This is a genomic window from Gemella sp. GL1 (genome assembly GCF_013415365.1).
Taxonomy (GTDB): Bacteria; Bacillota; Bacilli; order Staphylococcales; family Gemellaceae; genus Gemelliphila.
Genome location: NZ_JACBYB010000021.1, coordinates 155,377 through 182,250 on the forward strand (window position 1 = coordinate 155,377; position 26,874 = coordinate 182,250).

Annotated in this window: 26 protein-coding genes; 5 read left to right on the plus strand and 21 right to left on the minus strand. The window is 29.7% G+C overall.

The genetic code is table 11. The features are described 5' to 3' along the window. The 4 genes from HZY82_RS05850 to glmM all read left to right on the plus strand — a co-directional run bounded on the left by HZY82_RS05850 (position 1) and on the right by glmM (position 2,590). Positions 1-480: a Na+/H+ antiporter subunit E gene (locus tag HZY82_RS05850; protein ID WP_135156360.1), complete on the plus strand. Its 480-nt coding sequence runs from the start codon at positions 1-3 to the stop codon at positions 478-480. Next, the gene (locus HZY82_RS05855) at positions 480-776 is read left to right on the plus strand and encodes a monovalent cation/H+ antiporter complex subunit F (protein ID WP_135156359.1); all 297 of its coding nucleotides are present in this window, start codon (positions 480-482) and stop codon (positions 774-776) included. The genes HZY82_RS05850 and HZY82_RS05855 overlap by 1 nt, the downstream gene beginning before the upstream one ends. Next, positions 760-1,131, plus strand: a complete 372-nt coding sequence (locus HZY82_RS05860; RefSeq protein ID WP_135156358.1) for a cation:proton antiporter — start codon at positions 760-762, stop codon at positions 1,129-1,131. Before HZY82_RS05855 ends, HZY82_RS05860 begins: the two co-directional genes overlap by 17 nt. Positions 1,132-1,249: 118 nt before the next feature. Then, on the plus strand, positions 1,250-2,590 hold the full coding sequence (gene glmM / locus HZY82_RS05865) for a phosphoglucosamine mutase (protein WP_135156357.1): 1,341 nt from the start codon (positions 1,250-1,252) through the stop codon (positions 2,588-2,590). Between the two features lie 62 nt (positions 2,591-2,652). Here glmM and HZY82_RS05870 read toward each other — a convergent pair whose 3' ends face one another. Together HZY82_RS05870 and HZY82_RS05875 are read right to left on the minus strand one after the other, a co-directional pair. Further along, entirely contained in the window at positions 2,653-3,846 is a 1,194-nt protein-coding gene (locus HZY82_RS05870; protein ID WP_135156356.1) for a mechanosensitive ion channel, read from the minus strand. 230 nt (positions 3,847-4,076) lie between these two features. Further along, the gene (locus tag HZY82_RS05875) at positions 4,077-6,635 is read right to left on the minus strand and encodes a transglycosylase domain-containing protein (protein WP_179938996.1); all 2,559 of its coding nucleotides are present in this window, start codon (positions 6,633-6,635) and stop codon (positions 4,077-4,079) included. A 208-nt stretch (positions 6,636-6,843) separates the two neighbouring features. Between HZY82_RS05875 and murB the strand changes: the two genes are divergently transcribed. Beyond that, a complete protein-coding gene (gene murB / locus HZY82_RS05880) occupies positions 6,844-7,749 on the plus strand; it encodes a UDP-N-acetylmuramate dehydrogenase (RefSeq protein WP_179938998.1) in 906 nt (301 codons plus the stop codon). Between the two features lie 170 nt (positions 7,750-7,919). Here the strand turns inward: murB and HZY82_RS05885 are convergent, their stop codons facing one another. From HZY82_RS05885 to HZY82_RS05975, 19 genes are all read right to left on the minus strand, one after another. Then, positions 7,920-9,200: an MFS transporter gene (locus HZY82_RS05885; protein ID WP_228098256.1), complete on the minus strand. Its 1,281-nt coding sequence runs from the start codon at positions 9,198-9,200 to the stop codon at positions 7,920-7,922. Between the two features lie 161 nt (positions 9,201-9,361). Continuing rightward, entirely contained in the window at positions 9,362-10,798 is a 1,437-nt protein-coding gene (locus HZY82_RS05890) for an alanine/glycine:cation symporter family protein (RefSeq protein WP_179938999.1), read from the minus strand. A gap of 141 nt (positions 10,799-10,939) precedes the next feature. Then, positions 10,940-11,887, minus strand: coding sequence for a DNA-binding protein WhiA (gene whiA / locus HZY82_RS05895; RefSeq protein ID WP_135156352.1), 948 nt, complete (start codon positions 11,885-11,887; stop codon positions 10,940-10,942). Between the two features lie 64 nt (positions 11,888-11,951). After that, positions 11,952-12,671, minus strand: a complete 720-nt coding sequence (locus tag HZY82_RS05900) for a class I SAM-dependent DNA methyltransferase (protein ID WP_179939001.1) — start codon at positions 12,669-12,671, stop codon at positions 11,952-11,954. Positions 12,672-12,720: 49 nt separating this feature from the next. Further along, positions 12,721-13,059 carry a ribosome silencing factor gene (gene rsfS / locus HZY82_RS05905; protein ID WP_135156350.1) on the minus strand — a complete coding sequence of 113 codons (339 nt, stop codon included), beginning with the start codon at positions 13,057-13,059 and terminating at the stop codon, positions 12,721-12,723. Between the two features lie 15 nt (positions 13,060-13,074). Continuing rightward, positions 13,075-13,944: a bis(5'-nucleosyl)-tetraphosphatase (symmetrical) YqeK gene (gene yqeK, locus HZY82_RS05910; protein WP_135156349.1), complete on the minus strand. Its 870-nt coding sequence runs from the start codon at positions 13,942-13,944 to the stop codon at positions 13,075-13,077. Continuing rightward, positions 13,913-14,530, minus strand: a complete 618-nt coding sequence (nadD, locus tag HZY82_RS05915) for a nicotinate (nicotinamide) nucleotide adenylyltransferase (protein ID WP_135156348.1) — start codon at positions 14,528-14,530, stop codon at positions 13,913-13,915. The genes yqeK and nadD overlap by 32 nt, the downstream gene beginning before the upstream one ends. Next, on the minus strand, positions 14,530-14,829 hold the full coding sequence (yhbY, locus tag HZY82_RS05920) for a ribosome assembly RNA-binding protein YhbY (RefSeq protein WP_135156347.1): 300 nt from the start codon (positions 14,827-14,829) through the stop codon (positions 14,530-14,532). Before yhbY ends, nadD begins: the two co-directional genes overlap by 1 nt. Positions 14,830-14,890: 61 nt before the next feature. Beyond that, positions 14,891-16,012 carry a ribosome biogenesis GTPase YqeH gene (gene yqeH / locus HZY82_RS05925; RefSeq protein WP_179939003.1) on the minus strand — a complete coding sequence of 374 codons (1,122 nt, stop codon included), beginning with the start codon at positions 16,010-16,012 and terminating at the stop codon, positions 14,891-14,893. Between the two features lie 10 nt (positions 16,013-16,022). Next, positions 16,023-16,562, minus strand: coding sequence for a YqeG family HAD IIIA-type phosphatase (locus tag HZY82_RS05930; RefSeq protein ID WP_135156345.1), 540 nt, complete (start codon positions 16,560-16,562; stop codon positions 16,023-16,025). Between the two features lie 7 nt (positions 16,563-16,569). Continuing rightward, positions 16,570-17,349, minus strand: coding sequence for a phosphatidylserine decarboxylase (locus HZY82_RS05935; RefSeq protein WP_179939005.1), 780 nt, complete (start codon positions 17,347-17,349; stop codon positions 16,570-16,572). 103 nt (positions 17,350-17,452) lie between these two features. Continuing rightward, positions 17,453-19,147 carry a M3 family oligoendopeptidase gene (locus tag HZY82_RS05940; protein WP_179939007.1) on the minus strand — a complete coding sequence of 565 codons (1,695 nt, stop codon included), beginning with the start codon at positions 19,145-19,147 and terminating at the stop codon, positions 17,453-17,455. A gap of 464 nt (positions 19,148-19,611) precedes the next feature. After that, complete coding sequence (locus tag HZY82_RS05945) at positions 19,612-20,226, minus strand: DUF4097 family beta strand repeat-containing protein (RefSeq protein ID WP_179939009.1); 615 nt, start codon at positions 20,224-20,226, stop codon at positions 19,612-19,614. A 21-nt stretch (positions 20,227-20,247) separates the two neighbouring features. Further along, positions 20,248-21,366, minus strand: coding sequence for an ABC transporter permease (locus HZY82_RS05950; protein WP_135156341.1), 1,119 nt, complete (start codon positions 21,364-21,366; stop codon positions 20,248-20,250). Continuing rightward, positions 21,363-22,499, minus strand: a complete 1,137-nt coding sequence (locus HZY82_RS05955) for an ABC transporter permease (RefSeq protein WP_179939011.1) — start codon at positions 22,497-22,499, stop codon at positions 21,363-21,365. The genes HZY82_RS05950 and HZY82_RS05955 overlap by 4 nt, the downstream gene beginning before the upstream one ends. Before the next feature lie 9 nt (positions 22,500-22,508). Then, positions 22,509-23,432, minus strand: coding sequence for an ABC transporter ATP-binding protein (locus HZY82_RS05960; protein WP_179939013.1), 924 nt, complete (start codon positions 23,430-23,432; stop codon positions 22,509-22,511). Positions 23,433-23,614: 182 nt separating this feature from the next. Then, positions 23,615-24,733: a peptide chain release factor 2 gene (gene prfB, locus HZY82_RS05965; protein ID WP_135156338.1), complete on the minus strand. Its 1,119-nt coding sequence runs from the start codon at positions 24,731-24,733 to the stop codon at positions 23,615-23,617. A 149-nt stretch (positions 24,734-24,882) separates the two neighbouring features. Beyond that, entirely contained in the window at positions 24,883-25,803 is a 921-nt protein-coding gene (locus HZY82_RS05970) for an ABC transporter permease (RefSeq protein WP_179939015.1), read from the minus strand. Beyond that, positions 25,804-26,862 (minus strand): ABC transporter permease, encoded by a 1,059-nt coding sequence (locus HZY82_RS05975; protein WP_135156336.1) that lies wholly within the window; start codon positions 26,860-26,862, stop codon positions 25,804-25,806. Positions 26,863-26,874 lie beyond the last annotated feature (12 nt).

A 26,874-nucleotide genomic window follows, 5' to 3' on the forward strand; every position in this document is an offset into this window, starting at 1 on the left:
ATGGCAATTCAATTTTTTATTAACATATTTTTTGGTTTTTTATGGATGTTTCTATCTAGTGAATTTAACCATGAATACTTCGCTGTAGGATTCTTTTGGGGACTAATTATACTAGTAATTTTTAGAAAGGTACTTCCTGGAAAACACTTATACTTTATTGTCTTATGGAGATGGTTAAAAATTATTTGGCTTTTTCTTATCGAACTTATTAAGGCTGATATTGCAGTATTTCAACTTATGTTCAAAGCCAAGTTAGATGTAAATCCTGTAATTTTTGAATATCCATTAAGCGTGAAAAAAGATTGGCAAATTGTAATGTTAGCCAACATGATTACTTTAACACCAGGGACAATATCAGCTAATATTAGTCACGATAATTCAAAAATATTTATCCATAGACTTGATACTGATGATATTCCTGGAGAAATCGATGCTATTAAAACTAGTTTCGAAAAATGGTTATTGGAGGTTGATAAGTAATGCTTGATAAAATTTTACATTATACAATAATAGCTGGTATCTGGACCAGTTTTATCATGATAGTATTCCTGCTTTATTATATGGTAACTAGAAAATCTATCTATGATAAGATAATAGCCAGTGACTTAATAGCTATGCCACTTATCTGTGCAGTTGTATTCATTTCAATGTACTACAAAACACTATCATATACCTCATTAATCTTAATTATTGCTTTGGTTTGTTTTATTGGTACAGTAGTTACAACTAGATACTTAAATCGTGGGGAGGTCTTTACTGATGACGATTCTAAATAATATAATGACCATAATAGTTATTATTCTTATAATAATCGCTATTCTAGCTATGATTTCTACCATACTAGGATTTATTAGACTACCAGATGAATTGACTAAGATTCATGCAGCCGGAGTAACTGGTTCTTTTGCAGTAGAATTAGCTTTAATTGCTGCTTTCATTTACTTTTACCAAATTATGCACGTATTTGAATTTAAACTTATATTAGCTATTATATTCCTATTTGTTACTACTCCAATTACAGCACATATGCTTGCACAAGCTATAATAATTAACAATAAAGGAACATTCTTCAAAGAAAAAAATCAGGTTGAACCTGTATTAGAAGATATAAAAAAATATAATAAAAAATAAAAAAGTCGCTGAAATCAGCGACTTTTTTCTGTAAATTTTACAGTAGTTTGACTTATTTTGAATAATATAGTATTATTTAATTATAATAATTTAAAGAAAAAATTAAGGAGATTTTCCTATGAGAAAATACTTTGGAACTGACGGAATAAGAGGAGTAGCTGGGGAAAGTTTAACAGCTGATTTATGTTACAAAACTGGACGTGCTTTAGGTTCACTACTTATTTCAAAAAAAGAAGATCCAAAAATAATAATTGGACGTGATACGAGAATTTCTTGTGACATGATAGAAAGTTCGTTAGTAGCTGGTCTTACATCAACTGGGGTTAATGTAATGCTTACTGGTGTTATACCTACCCCTGCTATCGCATATTTAACAAGCAACTTAGAAATGGATGCAGGTATTATGATTTCTGCTTCTCACAACCCATATCAAGATAATGGTATTAAAATATTTGCATCAGATGGTTTTAAATTAACTGATGAAGAAGAATTAACTATTGAAAAGTTCATTGACTCGCAAGATGAAATAAAAAACACTAGTATGGATAAAATTGGACGTGTTTTCTATTCTTATGAATTATCACAAAAATATATCCAACATATAAAATCATCTATCTCTTCTAATTTAGAAGGAATGAAAATTGTTCTTGATTGTGCTCATGGAGCTACAACATCAATTGCACCTTTTATTTTTGGAGATTTAGATGCAGATATTGAAACGATTGGTTGTAACCCTAACGGAACAAACATTAATGATGGCTTTGGTTCTACAAAGCTAGATACCCTTGCAAATTTTGTTAAAGAAAATGATGTTGACTTAGGTTTTGCTTTCGATGGTGACGGAGATAGAATGCTAGCAGTTGATAACGAAGGAAATATTGTAGATGGTGACAAGATTATGTTTATCCTTGCTCAAGATATGAAAGAAAAAGGTAAACTAAAAGATAATATGGTTGTGTCTACAGTTATGTCAAACTTAGGTTTCTATGCAGCAGTTGCTAAGCATGGGATGACTTCTGTAAAAACTGCAGTTGGGGATAAATATGTAGTTGAAGAAATGAAAAAAAGTGGATATACTTTAGGTGGAGAACAGTCAGGTCATGTTATTATGTTAGAGCATGCTTCTACTGGAGATGGTATTCTTACAGCTGTTCAACTAGCATCTATCCTAAAAAAAAGAAATGTTAGTCTTAAAGAATTGGCTGATCAAGTAGAAATCTTCCCACAAAAACTTGTAAACATCAAGGTAACAGACAAACATCTTGCAATGCAAGATGAAGAGGTTCTAGCTGAGTGCAAAAAAGTTGAAGAAGAACTTGGTCAAGACGGTAGAATTCTATTAAGGGCATCTGGAACAGAGAATTTAGTAAGAGTTATGGTTGAAGCAAAAACTGATGAACTCACTGATAAATACTGTGAGCAAGTAGCTAAAATTGTTAGAGAAAAATTTTTAATTTAAAACGAAGTCATACTTCGTTTTTTTTCAACAAAAAAGGTAACTCTTTCGAGTTACCTTTTTAATTATTTTTTAGAAAAAAAGTTGTTTAATTTTTCTAATTGCTTAGCAGCAAAGTCTTTTCCACCTAAACCAAATGCTAAAGCAAATGCTACAGCTGCAGCTGATAGAATAATAGTGAAGGCTGAGTTAACAATTGTAGTTGCAATATTTAATTGATTCAAGGCCATAAATACAGCTAAAATCAGTACTCCATACTTAACAAAGTTTGCTAATAAATTGTTTCCTGTTGCTTTTGACATAAATGTAGAAGCTACATTTCCACCGATAACAGCAACAATTAATAAAATAATTGCACTCAATACGTTTGGTAAATATTCAATGATAGCAACACCAATATTGTTCAGTATATTTAATTGTAAGATAGAAATTGCTTGAACTAAGAAGAAAGTGAATAAAACTCCTCTTAATAATTGAGAAGCAACTTTAGATAAAGTATAGTCACCTTCTGCTTTTCCACTTAGATATTTAGAATAATTATCTAGTCCACTTGATTTTAACAAATTTTCTACCAAATCTCCTACTAACTTAACAATGAATCCACCAATTACTAAAACTAATACCGCTACCAAGATGTTAGGAATAACAGCTGTAATTTGGTTTAATAAAGCTACAACTGGCTCAGAAATTGTCTTAATGTTAAGAGTTTCTAAAGCTAATGCTAAAACTGGTAAGAAAATTAAAGCATACACAACTGTAGATAAAGCTTCAGCAACTTGAGCTTGTTTAGAAACATTATCTTTTCCAAGACCTTTTTCTAATAATTTACCAACTCTTTGACTGTTTAATAAACTAGCAACAATATTTTTAACAAATTTACAGAAGAATCCACCAACATAAAGTATGATTCCTGCAATTAATAAGTTTGGAACAAATCCAAATACATTACTAAACATTGTTGAAATTGGAGCAAATGCAGAACCGACATTTAATCCTGAAAAAATTAATGGTAAGAAGAACAATATAACTAAGAAATATACTAGTTGTCCAATTGTGTTAGTCATTGTACTAGCCTTAGTTTCGTCAGTTACAACATTCCATTTTACTAATTTAGAAGCAAAACCTAATTTTTTTAAAGAAAAAATAGTTGCTTTTCTTAAAGCTTTTGCTAATACAAACGCAACAATTACTAAAGCTAATAACTTTAATAATCCTGGTACTGAATTAACAAAAGGTTGTATAAGTGCTTGGATATCCATGAACTTATCCCCCTTATGAAATTATATTTATTTATCGACTTATCAGTCTACTTAATTATACATTAAATATTTTACTTTGTAAAATAAAAAATTAGAAATAATTACCCTTGAGCTATATTGCTAAACATTCCTCCATTATAAATATTCAAATCATAAAGATAATTTCTTCTTTTATTAAAAATTTCCAAAATAAAACAAGCCTAGAAAATCTAGGCTTGTTTATTTTCTAATTAATCATCATTATTAGTATCATTAGAACTTGAAGAATTTCCACCTATTATTGGTATCCAACTTGGAAGACTAATAGAATTAGAATTGCTATTACTTTCACTAGTTTTACTACTCTCGCTAGTCTTAGTACTTTCACTAGTAGTTTTACTCTCTTCCTCTTGACGCTGGGCTTCTTCCCTTCTGCGACGTTCTTCTTCAGCTTTAGCTTTTGCTTCCTCTTCTTTTCTACGACGCTCTTCTTCTGCTCTTCTAGCTTCTTCTGCTAGAATTGCACGATCTTCAGCAGTTAGAACTTTGATACCACCTCTAAAGTAACCTACATCGTTAGGTGCTACAAACCCTCTTGTCGGATATATATTAGCTATGGCTTGCATATTAATTTTATACAGACTTTGCGTTTTCTTAGTATCCTCTGATGTCATGTATTTATTAGGTCCATCAATAGCATCAAATCCTTGCCAAACTGCTAGGGTATATCTATTTGTATATCCTACAACCCATGAATCTTTGGAATGATCATCAGCATCAAATCCATATCTAGATATATCTCCCTCTGAAAATGTTGTTGTTCCTGTTTTTATTCCCATTTCAACACCTGGTATAGATGCTGTTTGAGCAGTTCCTTCTGTTACATTTCTAAGCATAGATGTCATAATATAAGCTGTCGATTCTTTTATAACTTGTTTTCTAGTCTCATCTGAGAATTCTGTGAGCTCTAAACCAGTATCATCTAATACTCTCTTAATAGCCTTAGGACTTGCATAGTATCCTCCATTAGAGAATGGCACATAAGCAGCAGCCATTTGAAGTGGACTATAACCATCTGCACTTCCTCCTATTGGAGATGTAATAGAGTCATCAGTTACTTGAATTCCGACATTTGCTGCATATTCTTTCACTCTATTTATACCTACAGCTTGATAGGTTTTAATAGCAGGAATGTTTAAAGACATTTTTAAGGCATTATTCATAGTTATATTTCCGTGGAATTGTCTATCCCAGTTTTGAATATTTGAGCCTGGTATCTTACTATCGTCTATTATATGATTAGTCGCCCATCCTAAATATTCAACAGCTGGTGCATAAGCTAAAATCGGCTTAATTGCTGATCCCGGTTGCAATTTAGATTGAGTAGCATAGTTGAAACCACCAAACTTAAAGTCTTTTCCACCATAAATAGCAGAAATACCACTATTTTCATTATTTAAAACAACCATGGCTATATCACTCGATGGTTTTATATTAGCTAAATTATTATTCATACTATTAGAAATATTTTTTTGGATATTTTGGTCTAATGATGTGTATACTTTCAATCCAAGATTTAAAACATCACCTTCGTAACCTTTAAATTCGTTACTATTTCTTAATTCTACTTCTATTTGACTCATATACGCTGCATAATCCGCATCAAATTCACTAGATGAGTTATATCTAGTAGCTTTATTTCTTGGAATAATACCTGTTAATACGTCTGTTTGTTGAGCAGCTGAAGACTCCGCTTCTGATATTTTTCCATGATATTGCATTAAATAAAGAACCGTATCTCGTCTCACTTTAGCAGCTTCTGGATTATCATAAGGATTATATGTATTGGGTTGTTGTGGTAATCCTGCTAAGACAGCCATTTGTGGTAAACTTAAGTCTTTAAGTTCCTTACCATAGTAATAATTAGCTGCCGTCTTTAATCCATATACTCCATCAGAATAGTAAATCCTGTTAATATACATATTGAATATTTCATCTTTTGTATAGTTTTGTTCTAATTTATAAGCAAGGTAAGCCTCTTGAACTTTTCTTTTTATATTCTTATCATCATCTAGAAATGTTCTCTTTATCAACTGCTGCGATATGGTTGATCCACCTTGGGAACCAAAACCACTAGTTATATTTGAAAGTAAGGCACCCGCTAGTCGCCAATAATCCACTCCAGCATGTTCAAAAAACCTATTATCTTCTGTTGCTAGTATTGCATCCTGCATTTGAATAGGTACTTCCCCTTTTTCTGCATTATCACCTATTTGATTTCCTAATTTTGCTATTTCCTGATCATTAACATCATAAACAACTGTCTTTTTATTAGCATCTAATACTCTAGGATTGAACTCAGGTGCCTCAAATATCCAATAACTGAATAATAGGAAAACTGCAATAACTCCAACACTAGCAAGAGCTAAACCATATTTAAAAATATACCACCAAATACTAGTCTTATTTTTTAACGGTTTACTTATTCTTTGTTTTGAGATTCTTCTTCCCTGTTGTTGACGTGGTGGTAGTTGTTCCTCTCTTGATACAAAGTCCTTATTAGTAGAGTTAACTTTTCTTCTTATTAAATTAGCCTTTTCTTTTTTCTGTTCTAATATTCTCCTATCTTGCTCTAATTTAGTATTTCTACTTTGTATAGGTCTTCTACTGATTGGAGCAGATATCCTTTTCTGATTAGAAGCATTGGATTTATTTGAACTAATATCATTTCTCCTAGAAATAAAACCACCTGGTTCTACACCGCTGTGTCTTTTATTTCTTGACAGAGGCTCTCTTTTTTTATTGTTCATAATAATCTATCTTTCTAAAATTTTGTATACTAATACTTATTTTAATTTTATAGCATAATTATAAAAAAATCAATTCTATTACATGATTATAACTTATCTAACATAGAATTGTAATAGTATTTATTTAATTTACTACATTATGATTTTACAAATTTGAATTATAATGATAAAATGATTAAGTTAAAATATCTAGATACGAGGTTATCGAATGATAATGAAAAAAAAAATAGAAGATTTACTTTTAAAAAGTACAGTAAAAAATAATGTAGAACTAAAAAACTATTCATACACCAAAACTGGTGGAATGGCTGATAAGTTAATCTTAGTAAAAACTGCAGATGAATTAATTAAAATCCTAAATTTTGCAAAAGAAACAAATGAACAGGTAACTATTCTAGGAAATGGGTCTAATGTTTTAATCTCAGATAAAGGAATACGTGGCATTACTATAGTAACCCAAGAAATGAAAAAGATTGAATTATTAGAAAACAACCTTGTCTCTTGTGAAGCTGGTGTGACACTTAAAGAATTAACTGATTTTCTTATTGAAAAAGAATTATCCGGATTAGAGTTTGCTTGCGGAATTCCTGGATCTATTGGTGGAGCTATCTTTATGAATGCTGGTGCTTATGGCGGCGAAGTTAAAGATGTAGTTGCTACCATCGAAACTGTAACTCTTTCTGGAGAAAAAAAAGTTTACTCAAATAAGGATATGAAGTTTGCTTACAGATATTCTGTAGTTCAAGAAACTAAAGATATTATCACAAAAGTTTATTTTCAATTAAAAGAGGGAGTTAAAACAGAAATCCTTGAAAAAGTTACACAGCTAAACAAGCTACGTTCTGATAAACAACCTCTAGAATACCCTTCTTGTGGTTCTGTATTTAAACGTCCTGAGGGATATTTTGCCGGAAAACTTATTCAAGATGCTGGGCTTCAAGGCTTAACTGTCGGTGGAGCTCAAGTTTCTAAAAAACATGCTGGATTCATGGTCAATATAAATAATGCGACTTGTGATGACTATAAAGAATTAATTAAGCAAGTTCAAGAGAAAGTTCTAGCAGATTCTGGTGTAAAATTAGAACCAGAGGTTAAAATTATTGGTGAAGAATAGTGAAAAGCAGTATAGATAATATGGTCTATACTGCTTTTATTTTAATACTCCATTATTAATTTTAAAAAATATTATTTATAAATTAATGGGTGATATGCTATTATAATCTCCTATTTAAAAATTTAATATAAGATTTATATACATAAAAAAAGCTATAAATATAGCTTTTTTTATTTTTTATCAAATCTTGGGAGCATATATGCAAAAATTAAGTATATTGAACTTGCAAGAATATAGAAAATAAGAGAAGCCACATATCCATAATTTTGTAAAACTATACTCCAAATAATATTAAACAATGTATGAATTGCATAACCAAAGGCCCATACTATTCCAAAAATCATAACTAATTGTTTGGGTGTAGTCGCCGGTAAATCATAAGGATAGTTTAGATATACAGGATAAACTAAATACATAAAAAATCCTGATAAAAACAAAGCAAGATAAGATCCAATTAGCCAAATATTTGATAAATATAAACCTATAAGCATGCTTGCTATCATCATAAAGCCGTTAGTTAATAAAAATTTCTTTTTATTAACCACCAATTTTAAAAGAAATAAATCCAGTATTGTTGCTAGAATTCCTCCCATTGTCACAGTTAAAATCATAAAAGCTGATTTAAATCCAATAGTAGAGTTTGCTGCTACTTGGTTGGGTAGGGAAACCAATGACATCACATACAAGAATAAAAAACCTCCAAAACCTAAAGAAAAGATATATACAAATTTTTCTTTTAAAGCATCTGAATAAGTATACTCTTTCTCTTCTTCAACGTGCGCAATCAATCTTGATTCTAATAGTAATTTCTGATAAAAATAATTTTTATTTGTCTCAGTCTTAGGCAGAGGATTAAAGTCATCCGCAAAGAAAAACCATATAAGAACTATAATTAAACTAAATGAAGAAAAAATCAACATAGTATTTTGCCAATTTGCCTTTAATAAATCATTAAATACTAGGAATAATATGGCAACTAGGGCAGCACCAGCGTTATAAGCTGCTGTTATTATAGCTCCTGCTATAGTTTTGTATTCTTTAGATATAAATTTAGCTACATATACATTAATAAATACCATTACCATTGAACCTCCTAAAGCCATAATCATTCTTGCACCAGTATAAATCCAATAGTTAGATGAAAATACAGCTAAAAATGAAAAACTAAGTAATACTAAAGCAAATAATGATGCATTTTTGGGATTTAATTTCGCTAGAATAAGTACTGCTAATAAATTAGCAACAATCCTAGCTCCTGTTATAGTATAGTTAACTAATTCGGAAGTTGAAGCAGAAACACTTTGTCCATTAAAGTAATATTCTGTGATCTGCTTTGATAAATTTGAACCAGCTACCCAGTTAATTGCAAAAATAATATATGCTAGAATTAGCATAGTAAACATAAAAATACCTTTCTTTTTAGATGGTGCAGCAAGATTTATATTAGGCATCTTTTTACTCCTTTGAGATCCACTTTATTTTTAATACTATTATAGTATAACTCAAGTACGAAAAAAATTCAATACAATTTCATACTCTTTCATAACTTTTCAAATTTTTATGATTTTTCATAGTAAAAACACTCCAAGAATTTCTTGAAGTGTTTAACAAATTATTTCTCTATTTTATTTTTACTTTCCCAACACTCAATATTGTTAAGTTTAATTGGTAAGTTTTCTGGATTAAATTGTGGATCTTTTCCAGCTTTCTTTTGCTTAGTATAGTCCTTAAGAACTGCATACACTACACCAGATAATCCAACAATAGCTATAAGGTTAAGTATTGCCATTATTCCCATTGTAACATCAGATGCAGCTAATACAATTTCTAAATCAGCCACTGCTCCTAAATAAACAAATGCTATTACTACTAATCTATAAGCATTTACTGCCCATTTTTTAGGAATTAAGTATTGAATATTTGTTTCACCATAATAGTAATTTCCAATTACAGAACTATAGGCAAATAAAAAAATTGATATTACTAAAAAGATAGAACCAAAATCACCAATATGAGCTGTCATAGCTGCCTGAGTTAATTGAATACCCGTTAATTCTCCACCAAATTCTAATTCTGGATATAATAAGATTAAGAATGCTGTCGCTGTACATACTAAACATGTATCAAAGTAAACTCCTAAAGTTTGAATAAATCCTTGTTTAGCTGGGTGTGTTGATTCCGCTGTTGCTGCTGCGTTAGGAGTAGATCCTAAACCAGCTTCGTTAGAGAACATACCACGTTTAACTCCTAGTAGCATTGCTGCTGCCATACCAATAGTACCACCTGCAAATTGTTCCAAACCAAATGCAGATCTGAAAATTTGTATTAGGATTCCACCTAACTTATCAAAGTTCATAATCATAATTATAAATACAATCAATAAGTATATAACAGCCATTACAGGAACCATCCATTGAGTTACCTTAACTAATCTCGTTGTTCCAGAAAATATAATTAAAGCCGTAATTACTAATAAAACAATTCCAACTAATTCTGGTGCTATAGAGTATTTAGTTAAAGACTTAGCAATAGTATTAGACTGGAAAGAATTAAATGCAAAACCATAAGTTACTGCAATTACAACAGCAAAAACTGCTGACATCCATTTTTGACCAAGACCTTTCTCCATATAATAAGCCGGTCCTCCGCGATATAAACCACGTCTGTCTTTTACTTTGTAAACCTGAGCTAAAGTAGATTCTGCAAATGATGATGCTCCACCAATTAAAGCCATAACCCACATCCAAAATACTGCACCAGATCCTCCCATGGCAATAGCAATAGCTACCCCAGCAATATTACCTGTACCTACACGTGAAGCTGCCGAAATTGTAAATGCTTGGAAAGCAGATATTCCTTTTTGGCTTCCATCTTTATTTGTAGCTGGTTTTTCTAATATTAACTTAAACATTTCCTTTATATAAGTAAATTGGATAAATTTAGTGGAAATTGTAAAATATATACCTACCACTAATATTAATCCTATTAGGAAATAAGTCCACATGAAATCATTAGCAAGACCAATTAAATCTAATATCTTTTGATACATAAAATTCTCCTATTATTAATTTAGTTTTCACAATTATAATTGTATCATAATTTTTGGGGAATTACGAATTCTTGTTAGATTATATAACAAATTAAATTATTAAATTAAGATAGTTAACATAGATTTCATAATTTAAATGCTTTATACTTCGTAAATTCCTTCTCTTAATTCTTGAGCAATTCTAGCTATTTTTCTAAATCTATGATTTAAACCAGACTTTGATAATTTTCCATCTTCAATCTGTTCAGCTAAATCTTTTAAGGGTAATTCTTGATGCTCCAATCTTGCTAGAGCCACTACTCTTAGCTTTTCATCTAGTTGCTCTAAACCTAATCTTTCTTCAATAACATTAATATCTTCTACTTGTTTAGTAGCCGCATTTACCATCTTGTTAATATTAGCTATGTCACAATTATTCATTCTGTTAACTGCGTTATTCAAATCCCTTACTATTCTCTCATCTTCAAATTGAAATAAAGCTCTTACAGCTCCTACAATATTTATAAAGTCTGATATTTTTTCAGATTCTTTTATATAAACAATAAAGCCTTTCTTTCTCTCAATAACTCTGGCATTTAAGTCATATGTATTCATAAGATTTAAAAGTTCCTTACTATGTTCTTCATATTGTGAGAAAATCTCCAAATGATAAGAAGAGGTTCTCGGATTATTTACAGAACCACCTGCTAAGAAGGCACCTCTAAGGTAAGCTCTCTTTTTTTCATCACTATCAATTAAAGTTTTTGTTATTGTTGTTTTAAGAGTATAATTATCGTTTAATATATATAAATCCCTAAGAATTTCCTTTACTCTCTCTTCTAGCCTACATATATATACATTATTCTTCTTTAATTTTAATTTTTTTCTAACCGATATATTAATATCAACATCATAAAAGTGTTTTATCAAAGAAAACATACGTCTTGCTATCGAGGCATTTTCAGTTTGAAAAGTTAGGGCAAGTTTCATATTGCTAATACTTAAAACACCATTCATTTTTATTAAGGCCGATAGTTCGGATAAAAACTGAGGATCGTCAGTCAGTTCAATCATAGTTAACTCTTTTTTCATATCCGATGCGTATGACATATATAATACCTCCTTTTGTATAATCAAATTATTATACCACCTATAAATATAATTAACAATTATATTATTTTGATAAAAGAAAAATTATTCTATGTGATTTTTCATAATCTTTATTTGATTCATCAAAATCACAGAAATATTTATCTATCTTAAATCCTATATTCCCAATTTCCTTCATTATATCTTCAATTTCATAGCTTCTTTGTTTTTGATACTCATACATTTTCTTATATAAACCTTCCCTCTCTTCTATGTAAAAACTCAATTCACTCTCTACTTCCAACTCATTATCTGTGGGATATGTATACCAAATGTAGGCTAAATCTTCCTCCTCATAGGCAAAAACTTCATTATCTAACATATAATTAATTTTAGCAGGCGTATGTATATCAAAAAGAAAAATTCCACCATCTTTCAAAGAATTATAGACTGCTAATAATGCTTTTTTAAAATCATCAAAGTTTTCCAAATAATTAAATACATCAAAAGCTGATAAAATAAAATCAAATTCTTGCTCTAAAGAATTTATATTTAATAAATCCATGATAAAATACTTGGCTTTTGGATACTTTTCATTAGCTAAAACCAACATTTCTTCACTTATATCAACTGCAAAAACTTCCCCATACTCCCCTATCTTTGAAGTTAAGGCACCTGATCCACAACCTAGATCTAAGGATTTCAAATTTTTCTTATTATTTAAAATACTAGTTATAATCTTCTTATATGACTCATAATCTACATCCATCAATCTATCATATACCAAACTTAAATTCTTATACATAAGTAAGCCTCCTGTCATTAAAAAAGAAGGTAGAATAATCTACCTTACTTTATACTTCTTTAATTGGATATTTTTCAAATAAACTATCTAATGCGTAATATTCTCTATCATCACGTGTCATGACATTAACAATAATATCACCTAAATCTAATAGGATCCATTTAGCCTCACGCCATCCCTCAATATTCAAGATATTCCCATCATTTTCTAAAACTTTTTCTTTTACTTCAGAAGCGATGGCCTCAACTTGCCTATTAGTTGGTGCATGACAGACTACTGCATAATCATATAAAAATCCAGCTTCTTTCATATCATAAACAACTATATCATATCCATGCTTATCATCACAAGCATCAACTACTGTTGTTAACAATTTTTCTACAATCATTATTTTCTCTCTTTCTTATTTTATTAAGTGGAACATTATTACATATAACTCTTCGTCATTAGGATAACGTTCTGCTAATTTTTTTACTAATTCATCCTTAGTTACACCGTATAAACTAGCATGTCTTTCTGTTAATGAATATCTGTCAACACGTTTTACTAAATCTACCTCTAACTTAGCAAAAATTGTTTGTGTATCGTCATCATATGTAACAGCTTCTAGAGTATCACCTTTTTTAAAGTGAGCCTCTTCATTATTACGGATAGTAATAATTTTATCACCAGATAAAATCTTATCCTTATTTACTTCTTTAAACCCTACTCTATAATTTTTTATATTATAGTAATTATAGCATTTTAATAATGACGGATAAATTCTTTCATCATTATCAATCAAAAATACTAGTGTATACTTGGCAGCTAATCTTACAGCCTCATCAAGATCATATCTTGCTACTTCTGTAACTTCTTTTAAGTGTGGATGTTTTCTTTCTGGTTCAATGTAATCAGCAATAAATATTATTTTTTCTAAAAGTGACATATGCTTTCTACCAAAAGTATGATTAGCGACCGCCATTCTCACTTCTTCATCAACTACTTTAAATTCTTTTTCAATATAAACACTAGCCACGGGTCCGTGAAGAACTTCAGTTGGATAGTCGAGTAATTTTAAATCAAGTCCATACTTAATTACATACTTTTTCATCAATTCTTCATCCATTGGTTTACACACATCATGTAATAAGGCAGCTAACTTGGCTCTTTCTACATTAGCATTATATCTTTCAGCAAGCATGGCTGCAGTATCCATCACTCTCAATGTATGCTCATATCTTCTTTTATCTAATATTTCTTTAACTTTTTCTTGTATTTCTTGAAATTTCATATAAGCTTTTCTCCTCTATATATCTTAAACAATCCTTCTCCAGCAGATACTCTACTGATTGTAAATTTTTTATTTTATCCCGTATCATACTAGAAGAAATCTCTATTATGGGCAAATTAAGTATAACATATTTTATACTATTATAAAACTCTGATTCTTCAACAATTTCTTCTAATCTATCACTATCTCTTGCTACAAAAATAAAAGTTACTAGTTTTGATAATTCATCTATTCTATACCATTTATTCAAATCCCTAACCCTATCAGTTCCTATAATAAAGTATAAATCTACATTGGGATAGATTTTTTTAAAATATTTGACAGTATTATAAGTATAGGACACACTTTGCCTAGATATTTCATAATCATTAACTTCAAATTTAGGCATCGATAATATCGAAAGTTTTATCATTTTAAAACGTTCTTCATTTGTTGCTCTAAGTTTTGAATCTTTAAGCGGAGTTATATTAGATGGAATAAAAATTAATTTATCTAATGATAAAGTCTCCAATACATTAGTAGCTGTAAGCAAGTGTCCGATGTGCACAGGGTCAAATGAACCACCATATAATCCTATTTTCTTCATTATCTGACTAGTTCTATTTTTCTGTATTTTTCTTGCGAAGATTGCTTATATAGTACTATAGCCTTACCAATAACTTGAACAATCTCAGACCTTGTTCTAGATGAAATTGTTTCAGCAACTTCATTTTTATCTTCATCACAATTTTGAAGAATTGAAATTTTAATTAGCTCTCTCTTTTCAAGAGCATCTGAAATTCCCTTAACCATTTCAGGAGTAATTCCAGATTTTCCTATTTGGAAAATAGGATTTAAATGGTGGGCTAAAGCTCTTAATTGTCTTTTTTGTTTTCCTCTTAACATCATTTTCTCCCTTCAAATTTATTCACTAATAGGTAGTAGATAGTATTATATCTACAAGAGTCTAGATTATAGAATCTCTTGTAAATACTTCTATTTCTTTTGGAAGCCAAATATCAATCTCACATCCAGCATCACTATTTATAGTTATCCAACCTAAACCTGAAATTACTATATCAATTTTTCTATTTGTAATTCTAAATGATTTCTTAACAACATTATTAAATATCGACAAATTATCCTCAAATGGTGGTGCTAGCATCTTACCTAAATGTTTTTCAAACAAGCTAACAGCATTTTCTAATTTAGTTCTGTGTAAATCTACTAAATTTGATGCATAAATGGTAAAACTTTGTCTACTTCCCTTAACAAAATCCATTCTAGCAAGACCTCCAAAAAAAATTGATTGCTCTGGATTTAATTGAAATACTCTTGCCTTAACTTCCTTCTTAGGAATTACTAATTTTAATGATTTAGCATCTAAATAATGACTTATATCGTAATCTAGAATAATACCTGGTGTATCATATATACTTGACCTAGAATCTAGAGGGATTTCTATCATTCCTAAAGTTGTCCCTGGAAAGTGGGATGTAGTAACTATATTCTTATCACCTGTAGTTAACTCGATAAGTTTATTAATAAGCGTAGATTTACCAACATTAGTAGCACCTACGATATAGATATCTTTCTTATTACGTAGTCTATCCAAATGACTAGCTAATTCTTCCACTCCATGATTTTTAATAGCAGATATCAGAAAAATATCTTTAACTTTTATCCCTCTTTGCTTCATCATCTTAAATAGCCATTGCTTAATCTTATTCTCTTTTACCGATTTTGGAAGCAAATCCATCTTATTAGCAACAAGTACTAAGTCTTTATTTTTTCCAACTATATCCGTAACATCTTCTATCCAGGATCCTGAAAAATCAAAGATATCTACTACTTTTACAATCAATGCATCTTTTTTAGATAAATCCTTAACCATCTTATAAAAATCTTCAGCACCTAATTCCACATCAGTAACTTCGTTGTGATTTTTAAGTCTAAAACATCTCTTGCAGATAAGATGATTTAAATCTACAGACTTAGCGACAAGGCTAAGAGGCAAATAGCCTTGCTTATTTTCATCTTCTGTTTGAATATCAATTCCACAACCAATACACGTTAATTTCTCTAACAAAATTTTTCTCCTATATTTTTATTTTTTTTCTCATCTGAGGGAATTCATTATTTCTCTTCAATTTATCTATTATTCTAGCCTCAAAGAAACGATTTATTCTGGTATTTAAACCATCGGTATTAGTAACTGGCTTTACCAAAACAGCCCTCACCTTGCCTAATCTCTTAGAACCTAGTATATCTGTCATTAACTGGTCACCAAGTACAACTACTTGCCCTGGTTTTTTCCCAAGTTTTTCCAATGCTTTTTCAAACCCTTTTGTTAATGGTTTTCTTGCCTGGAAGATATATTTTAGATCCAAAGCTTTACAAAATGACTCCACCCTTTCTTGATTATTATTAGATAAAATAATTATATCTATATTATTCTCTTTTAAATAACTTAGCCAATTTTTCAAATCCTCTGTATTATCTTTAGCATCCCAGGAAATTAAAGTATTATCTAAATCTGATATAATGGCAGTCCTATTATGTCTTTCCATATATTCAGAATCAATCATATCATACTTTTCTATATAGTCATCTGGTGAAAAATATTTTCTTAATACCATAAGCTTACTATTTAATACTCCCTATTTTTTTTCCCATTTTAATTTCCAAAGGTTTTTCCAAATCAAAAAAATCAACAGTATTTTTTGGAAAAAGCAGAACCACAGTAGAACCAAATTCAAAGTATCCTAATTCATCTCCCTTAGCAAGATTTTCTTTATCGTAAGTCGAAATTATAGAGTTTACATTTTGTGCTCCCACTGCTACTAAATCATAATTAAATTTATCACTAGTAATCCTGTATACCTTTCTATAATTATATGACAATACATTATCTCCTAGCTCTAAGCCCAGCTTATTTACAGGATAAGAGTATTTACCTAAGGCATACTCTTCAATTTTTATTGAAGATGTAGGCATATGAATTCTGTGATAATTCTTAGGGCTTAAATATACTACCATATATGTACCTCCAGCTAAACTTTTGGCTCTATTCTTATCTGCAAGTAAAGTTTTTACAGAGTACTCCTGCCCTTTAATAATAAAGCACGACTCTTCATCAATATTCCCAATTTCTGATATAAGACCATCTGTAGGACTGATGATAGCATCTTTCTCTTCTTCAATTGGTCGTAAGTTTGGATGAATCTTTCTAATAAAAAATTCATTCAAGTTTTTAAATTCTGAAACATCTTTTAATATTTCATAAGTATTTATTCCATATGTTTTTATAAATGGCTGTATTAATAATCGTGATGCACTTGATTTAGTTAGTTTTTGTATTGCTTTGGATGACATCTCTCCATTAGTCAATTCAACACAAATTTGAAATAATCTTTTCTTTAGCATAATCTACCTCAGTATACTTTATCTATATAATTCTACTATATATAAGGTCTATAAGCAACTATCTACAAAAAATCACAGTCCTAACAGACTGTGATTTAAACATTTAAAATTTAGTCATATCTACTGATTCTAAATACTCTTCTAAAGCTGGTATTACCTTAGCAATTGTTCCATCTTCAAATGGATTATCCAATTTAGCAGACTTAACTAGATCTAAGAATGCTCTGCTTCCTCCTAAATCACATAGCTCTAAATAATTTTGCCAAGCATCTTTAGAATTATCTCTAGATTTTTTCCAAAATTGGAAAGCACATATTTGTGCCAATGTATAGTCTATATAATAGAATGGTGCAGAAAATAGGTGTCCTTGGCGATAGAAAAACATACCATTTTTTAGAGCTTTAACATCATCATAAGAACGACTTGGTAAATACTTAGATTCTACCTCTAGCCACTTAGCACGTCTCTCTGCTGGCGTAAGTTCTGGATTTTCATATACAATATGTTGAAACTCATCAACACTTACACCATAAGGTAAGAATTTTAGGGCTCCTGCAATATGATAATACTTAAATTTCTCTGTATCCTCTTCAAAGAATAGATCCATCCATGGCCAAGTTAAAAATTCCATTGACATAGAGTGGATTTCACAGGCCTCATAGGTTGGCCAAATATAATCTGGCACAACTACATCACGACTTCTGTAAACTTGGAAAGCATGGCCAGCTTCATGAGTAAGAACTTCTACATCATGAGGAGTTCCGTTGAAGTTAGCAAATATATATGGTGAACGGTAATCTGGTAAATAAGTACAATATCCTCCCCCAGCTTTTCCATCTTTAGTATCTAAATCAAGTAAATTTTTTTCAACCATAAAATCAAAAAATTCTGCAGTTTCATCAGATAGTTCCCTATACATAGTAAGGGCATTGTTAACTAAAAATTCTCTATCTCCTTTTGGTTTTGGATTACCAGTTTTAAACATTACAGCTTCATCTTGAAATTTTAGTGATTCTAAACCTAAACGAACAGCTTGGTCTTTTTTTATTCTTTCAACAAGCGGTACAATATTTTCAAGAATTTCTTGCCTATATCCTGCAACTTCTTTTGCTCTATAATCAGTTCTTCTGAGTCTTAAATATGCAAGTTCAACAAAATTTTCAAAGCCTAATTTTTTAGCAATCCTAGTTCTAACCTTAACCATACGATCATAGATATCATCATATTTATCTAGATTATCTTCAAAAAATTTGGCAACTGCCTTGGCAGCTTCAGTCCTAATTTTTCTGTTATCAGCTTGCGTATACTTAGCCATTTCAGATAAGTTTCTCTCTTTTCCATCAAATAAAATTTTAGCTGATGATGTAAGTTTAGTGTATTTAGTCACTAACTTATTTTCTTCTTTTAAGTCTTCTAAAATTTCTTGCTTAAATGTTTTCAATTCACATTCAATAAGATTAAAATAATATTCCCCAATCTCAGCCTGTAATTGCTTTTTGAATTCACTATGATAAACTATCTTAGCAACTTTAAATGAGATTTCTTGTAGCTCAGGTCCAAATTCATTCCAAAAATCTTGCTCTTTTTCATAAAATTCATCTCTTGTATCAAGACTATTTCTAATAGAAACAAGTGTAGCTTGAGTATCTAATGTAGAGGAAAAGTTATTATATTCTGTGAATGTATCATAGAAATCCTCAAAGTTTGTAGCTGTTTCCAATTTTTCAATTAATTCATTGTATTTATTTTTTACATCTTCTTTATTAGGTCTAGTATATTTATAATTTTCAAATTTCATAATTTAACCCCTTCCATAAATTAAGTTAATTATATCATACCATATTAAAAAATAAATTATAATAGTATTTTCTTAAATTTTTAAAATATTTCTTTAAAATTAAAATCAAAAATTTTCTAGTAAATAATAGCATCTTTCTTATAATCTTTGGAAAACAGCTTATCATCTTCTCTTTTATTTTTAAGTTTTAGATTAGTAAGTTATCTATAAATCAACATAAAAAACTATACTTAACTAAAACAAGTTAAATATAGTTTTCATAAGTAAATATGTATCTTACTATTAGTCTTGCTATATAGTATGGGCTAGGCCTAGATTTTTTATTTCCTTCTCTTATCCTGTCCACATGCAGTATATAGAAAATTATATAAGCTGGCTCTTAAAATTAATAATCTAACTGCTAGCTCTAGATTTTAAAAAATAAATCTCAATAAAATTCATTTATCGAGATTTATAGGAAGATACTATTTTTCTATTATTTCTCCCATATTATTTTTGAAAAATACATCGTTTTTTTGTGTATTAGTTAAAATAATATCTCCCATGGAATTTTCTATATCAACTTTTGAAATTTGACTATCTCTTATCTGCATATCACCCATTTCCAATTTAAAGCGACTATTTGAAATTATTGAATTTGTTATTATTAAATTACCTTGCGACAAATTTGCACTGATACCTTCAACAACTAAGTTCTTTAAATCCAAATTTGAATTTATCAAATTTAGATTTAAATTTTCTAGTTTGGTATTGTAAGGTAGTTTTACTTGTATAGTATTGTTTTTAATATTTCCAAAAGAGAAAAAACTTTTCTTCTCACTCAACCTTGCTGTGGAATCATCTTGAGAAATACTAATATGCTTATTAAGCGATTTTGAATAACTAAATGTTGGAGTATCTACATCAGAAAACTCGATTATAATATCAGTTGTATCTAAGTCTACGTTTAGATTTGAAATATTACTCACAGTTTTTACTTCCATATTAGAATATTTATCGACACTATTCAAATTTAGAGCAAGGAAGATAATAGAAACTACTATCATTAAAATAGAAAAAAATATAGTAATACTTTTCATAAAAATTACACCTCATTAGAATTAAAAATTTTCTCTTGAACTCATTTTATAATAAGAAATGAGTAAGAAGAAAATTGACACTAGCAACAATAGAACTTGGTACACTAATATCTTATCTACAGATCCACCATTTTGAGCAATTTCGATTATAGTTAATATCCAATTTTGCGGAAAAATTTTCCCCAGTATTTGCATGAAATTTGGAGTAATAGATATTGGCCAAAAACAACCAGCCAGCATAGAACTTGGTAAAATTGTTAAATTTAAAAGTTTTACACCCTCTAATACATTTTTTGAAAATGCTCCTACTAGTATAGCAAATGAACTAATTAATAAAGTAAGTAAGAGTAATGTTATATACAGGACAGAGGCTGGAACATAGAGTTTAATATTTAATAAACTAAAAAGTAAAGACATAATACTAAATTGTATTAAATAAGTTATAAAACCTACCATTAAATAACTAAGAATATATTTTATCACAGAACTTTTTGTAATCAAGATCCTATCAAAAATCTTTTTCTCTTTTTCTGAAATGATTGTTATTGATAGAAAACTAGAGAAAGCAAGCATTGTAACAATCAAGAAACCTAAACCTTGACTTGAAACAGCCTTACTCACGGATAAGTCTTGAACATTTTCAATTTTAACTCCATAGTCCATTGATTCTATATTACTAAGTACTTTTTGAAAAATACTACCGTCACCATTCGCAACTTGACCTATAATTAAGAGATTATCTATGTCGTATTTTAATTGTGATTCAATCCAAGGAATAATCTCACTATTAGAAATATAGCGTAACTCCAAACTTTTATTTTTACCATTAATAATATGTTCAGAAAAATCTTCACTAATAATCACAATTACTTCAAAAGTCTTATTTTTTAATAATTCATCTGCATCTCCCATTTGTATATCTTCAGAAACATTAAAATTCTTATTTTCTTTCAAATTTTCTTTTATTTTTTTAGATATAAATGTTTGATTACTATCAATAATACCAACATTTACTTGCTGTTCTGAGGAAATATTGAATAAAATAGCTAGAAAAGTAGCAAGTATAGGTAGTAATAGCAGTGAAAATAAAGTACTTTTCTTTCTAAATATTCTAGAAAGCATCATCATAGTAATTTTCATAATTTTACTCCTTTATTTTTAAAAGAAAATATAGCGAGAACTAATAATAATGTTCCTAAACCTAAATTAATCAAAAGAGTTCCCGCAATAGGGTTCCAGGAACCACCAAATATCAAATAAAAGATACTGTCATTCATCCATTTTAAGGGAGATAAAAATGATAGTGTATTTAACAATTCAGACTGAAAAGTTGATAATGGAATGTAACTACCACCTAGTAAGCCTAATATGGGAATAATTAAATTGATAACATTGCTTATTAATTTTTTATTTTTAAAAAATGTTGATAAAAATAGTGAGGTCGCAGCAGTAAAGAATATTAGAGAAAATGTTAATAATCCAATAATCCAATATTGATTTCCCCAATTTGCCTTCATTACATATATAGAGAAAACAAATAATATGGAAAGTTGTATTGTCATTATCCCTAAATATCCTAGAAATTTACCAAATATTATTTCTAACTTTGATGATTTTGAAATACTGATTCTATCTAAAGTTTTTAATTTCCTCTCAGTAAAAAATAACTCTGTGCATAAACTTAATCCGTATAATCCCATTAGAGTATACATAGATATTGTGTAGTAATCTGTAGATGTACTTCCTGTTTTAGATTCAATTACCTTTTTATTTACTAAATCTTTATTCACTTCTTTAATATTCTGTAGTTTTTCTGGAAATTCAGAGGCTACTGCCGTGAGTGTCTGTTCTGTATCAATGAACACTTTAAGTAAGAGTGTCACAAAATCAGCATTATCTTTTTTTATATTATTTAGAAAAACTGTTAATGATTTATCATCCTCTGTTTTAATTAAAGCTGTAAGCTCTCCGTTTTCTAACTTTTCTTTTTCATTATTAAATTCCTCAGAATTAATTTTTTTAAATTCAATATCAACTTCACTAGATACTGTTGTTACAAATTTTAAAAAATTATCATTATAATCTTTATTCGATGAAGATAAATAGTAAGAGATACTCATTTTTGGAAGTGTATATGTAGAAGTGAAATTTTCTTTAAATGCTGTACTTAAGATAGTAATCATTAATATTGGAAACAAAATTAACATAAATAAATGCTTTTTATTCCTATAAATTCTTAATATCTCAGATTTTGCGATGTAATAAATTTTCATAATGACCTCCTAATCTCTTAAAGTCTTCCCTGTTAAGAATAAAAAGATTTCTTCTAAATTAAGATTAGATTTCTTTATATCGTTTACTTCTATCGAATGACTATACAAGACTTCGATTATTTTTTTAAAAGAAGTTTCATTAAAAATCAATACACGACTTCCTTCGGCTATATCTAATCTGCAGTATTTAAAAATTTCATCAGGTAAGTTTGATTCCTCAGTTATAGAAACCATAATAGGACTATCTAAGATTTTTGTATATCTTTGATATAAATTAAGTATAGTCCCTTGTTCGATAACTTTCCCTTTATCAAGAATGTACACATAATCACAAATTTTCTCAACTTCTTCCATGTAGTGAGATGTATAAATAATAGTTGCACCACTTTTGTTTAAATACATAATAGACTCTAATATATTATTTCGTGAATGTGGATCAATTCCTACTGTTGGCTCATCAAATATTATTAATTCGGGTGAATGAACTAGTGCACATGCTATATTTAAACGTCTTTGCATCCCTCCAGAAAAGTTTTTAGGATATTCCTTAGAATTCTCTAGTAAGCCAACTAATTTTAAGCTTTCCATAGCTTTATCTTTTAAACTTTTCCTATCAATTCCATACAAGGCACCAAAGAACATGACATTTTCTAATGCTGTTAAATCTGGATAAATTGCAATTTCTTGCGGAACATAACCAATCTTCTGACTAATTTTATTAAAATTAGAAATTGGTTCATTAAATGCAAAAACTTCACCCGATGTCTTTCTAATTAGTCCAACTAAAATACTAATTAACGTTGACTTTCCTGCCCCATTCGGCCCCAATAAGCCATATATTTTCCCTTTTTCTATTTTAATATTTATGTTATCAACTGCTTTGAAACCATTTTTATATGTTTTCTCAAGCTGGTTTACTTCTATTATGTTCATAAGATACCCCTTTTTCTATTATTATATAATTTTTATTAATTCTCCTACATATATTTTATTAAATTAAATTTACTAACAAAAATATGCCAATATTTTTTGTCAGTCTTAGAAGCTATATACTCCCTATTAAATTTCATTCTCCTTTATTATATCCAATATATATATATATCAATTTACAAACTCTACTCTTTTATCTTCATATTCATATTGAAGTGTAAATATGCTTCTATAAAATCAAAAATTTGTCCATCCAAAACCTTATCAATAGTAGATACTTCAAATCCTGTTCTATGGTCTTTTACCATTGTATAAGGTGCAAAAACATAAGACTTAATTTGAGAACCCCAAGCTATAGTCATCTGTTCTCCTCTGATAGAGCTCAATTCTTTAGCTTTTTCATCAAGCTTTAATTGATAAAGTTTTGATTTTAGTTCTTTCATCGCCGTTTCTCTGTTACTTATCTGACTTCTTTCTGCTTGCGACTGAACTACTATACCACTAGGTATATGACTTATTCTTACCGCCGAGTCAGTCGTATTAATATGCTGACCACCTGCACCAGAAGCTCTATAGGTATCAACTTTTATCTCATCTGGAGAGATTTGTATATCAATTTCAGTATCTTCAAATTCTGGTACTATATCTACTGAACAAAACGAAGTATGTCTTTTCCCTGATGAGTCAAAAGGGGAAATTCTTACAAAGCGATGAACACCTTTCTCGCCCTTCAAGAGTCCATAAGCAAAGTCTCCTTCTACTTTGATAGTTACTGACTTAACCCCACACACATCACCAGCTTGATAATCTTGAAAAGAATACTTTAAGCCTTGCTTTTGAAAAAACCTTTCATACATTCTAAGTAAAATTTCTGCACAATCTGCAGAATCAACCCCACCAGCACCAGCATGTATCTCGAAGATTGCTGAATGATTATCATAATCTTCCGATAACAACAGTCTCATAGTAAACTTATCCATCTTTTCAGTCAATTTTTTTTGATTTTCAAGTAATTCTTCATATATATCTAAGTCTTCTTGATCTTTTAAATAATCAACTATTTCCTCATTATGTTCCAAAAGTAAACTCAAATCTGCAAATTCATCTAATTCATTTTTTAAAAATTTTGACTCTGCTACTAATTTTGTCGCCACTTCATTATCATTCCAAAAATCTGAGTTTAACATCTGATTTTCTATATTAGCAAGTCGCTCTTCTTTTACATCTAATTTTAATGACTTACTAAAATCTTCTATTTTCTTCTTTATATCGGCTAGTTCTCGCCTTATCTCTACTAATTCCAATTTATTTTCTCCATTAATTATATATAGACTAATTATACAAGATATAAAACATTAGTTTCAAGTTAAATCTTTAATTTTTAATACCATATCTATTTCCTATTCTATTATAAAAAAGCACTCAAGAAAATCTTGAGTGCTAAGTTTAATTCTTATCTTAAACCTTTATCATAAGGTACTCCAAGTGCTTCTGGAGCTGATGATTTCTTAGAGAAAACAATCAGTGCAATAATTGTTGCTACGAATGGGAACATATTCCAAAATGACACTGGAATTGGAAGATTTGGTGCAAGAATAGATACTTTCTCCGCAAATACTTTAGTTCCTCCAAAGAATAGAGATGCTAATGTGATTGTTAATGGGTTATACTTACCAAAGATAAGTGCCGCTAATGCTAAGAATCCAAATCCATATACCGTGATTGATGCATTAAATCCTTGAGAGAATGTTGTCGCAATAATAGCACCTGCTAATCCTGCTAGACAACCTGATATAAACACCCCAATATAACGATATTTATAAACACTTAAACCTAATGAATCTGCTGCTTGTGGGTTTTCTCCAACAGAACGTAATCTCAAACCAAATGGACGTTTATAAATCACATAGTAAGTTACAACAACTAAAATAATTGCAATAATTATTGTTGGATATATTGTAAACTTACCTATTATTTCTTGTCTTGGAAAACCAGTTTTTAATAATAATTCATAAGTCCCATTAAAGTGATTTACTAAAAATAGAGCTACTGCCGGTGTAATTAAGTTAATAGCTGTACCCGAAATTACCTGATCTGCTTTCAGGTTAATTGACACATAGGCGTGGACTAGTGACATAAGACCTCCAGCCAGAGTTGCCAAGATTAAACATACTACTAAATTGGCAATCGTTGGTTCTGCATCATATAAAGATGTAGCAACGAAAGATGCAACAAAAGCTCCAAATATTACAAATCCATCAAGAGCAACGTTAACTACTCCTGATTTTTCCGAATAGAAACCACCAATTGCAGCAATAAGAATTGGAGCAGTATATTGCAGCATAGAGTCTAATAGTGATAATATCGTATCCATCTATTTATCTCCTTTCTTTCTCTTAAATAAATTATCTAAGTATTTCGATTCAAATAGTGTTTTCGCTGCAACGAATAATACTATTAATCCAATTATGATATTAGCAATATCTTTTGGAATTCCTTCGAAAGCTAATAATGGTGTCAATACCGTTAAGAAAGCAAATAGTAAAGCTCCTAATAGTACTCCTATAGCTGTATTAGCCCCAATTAAAGCTACTGCTATCCCCATATATCCATTTCCTGTAAATGTTGATCCCACTACAACATTTCCTACAGGACCTAAGTTATATAAAGCTCCACCAAGACCAGAAAATGCTCCTGCTATAAACATAGATGCAACTGTATTTCTGTTAACTTTCATACCTACAAATTCAGATGCATTCTTATTAAAACCTACTGAACGTAATTCATATCCAAAAACAGTTTTCTCCATAATAATATAGAAAATAACTAATCCTAATAAAGCAAATAATAAATCTGTTCCTAAACGTTCATTACCGAAAATTGAAATTATAAAGTCATTATGTAAATATTTAGTACCATCAGCATACTCAATATCTTGAGAGATGATATCATTATTACCTCTAATAAATCTAGGAACAAAGAATTGAACAAAGTACAAAGCGATATAGTTAAGCATAATTGTCACTACTACTTCACTTATATTGTATTTTGCTTTCAGGAAACCTGCAATCCCTGCCCAAAATCCTCCAGCTACAATAGCTGCCAAAATTGACGCTGTCAAGGCTAAGAAAAAATTAGTATTTTGCAGAGTAATACCAACATAACCTGCTACTAATCCCCCAATAATAAATTGACCTTCCGCTCCAATATTGAATAGACCTGTTCTAAATGCAAAAGCAATTGATAATCCTGTACAGATAAGTGGTACTGCTGATAGTAAGACTTCTGATATATTTGCTGGATCAGTTACTACCATACCAATAACATCCATAACTCCTGTTAAATCTGCCCCAACAAAACTTATAATTATTGCTCCTACTATAAACGAAGCAAGAATAGGCAAAATTGCATTAGATAAAATTTTACTAAACATTATGTTTCCTCC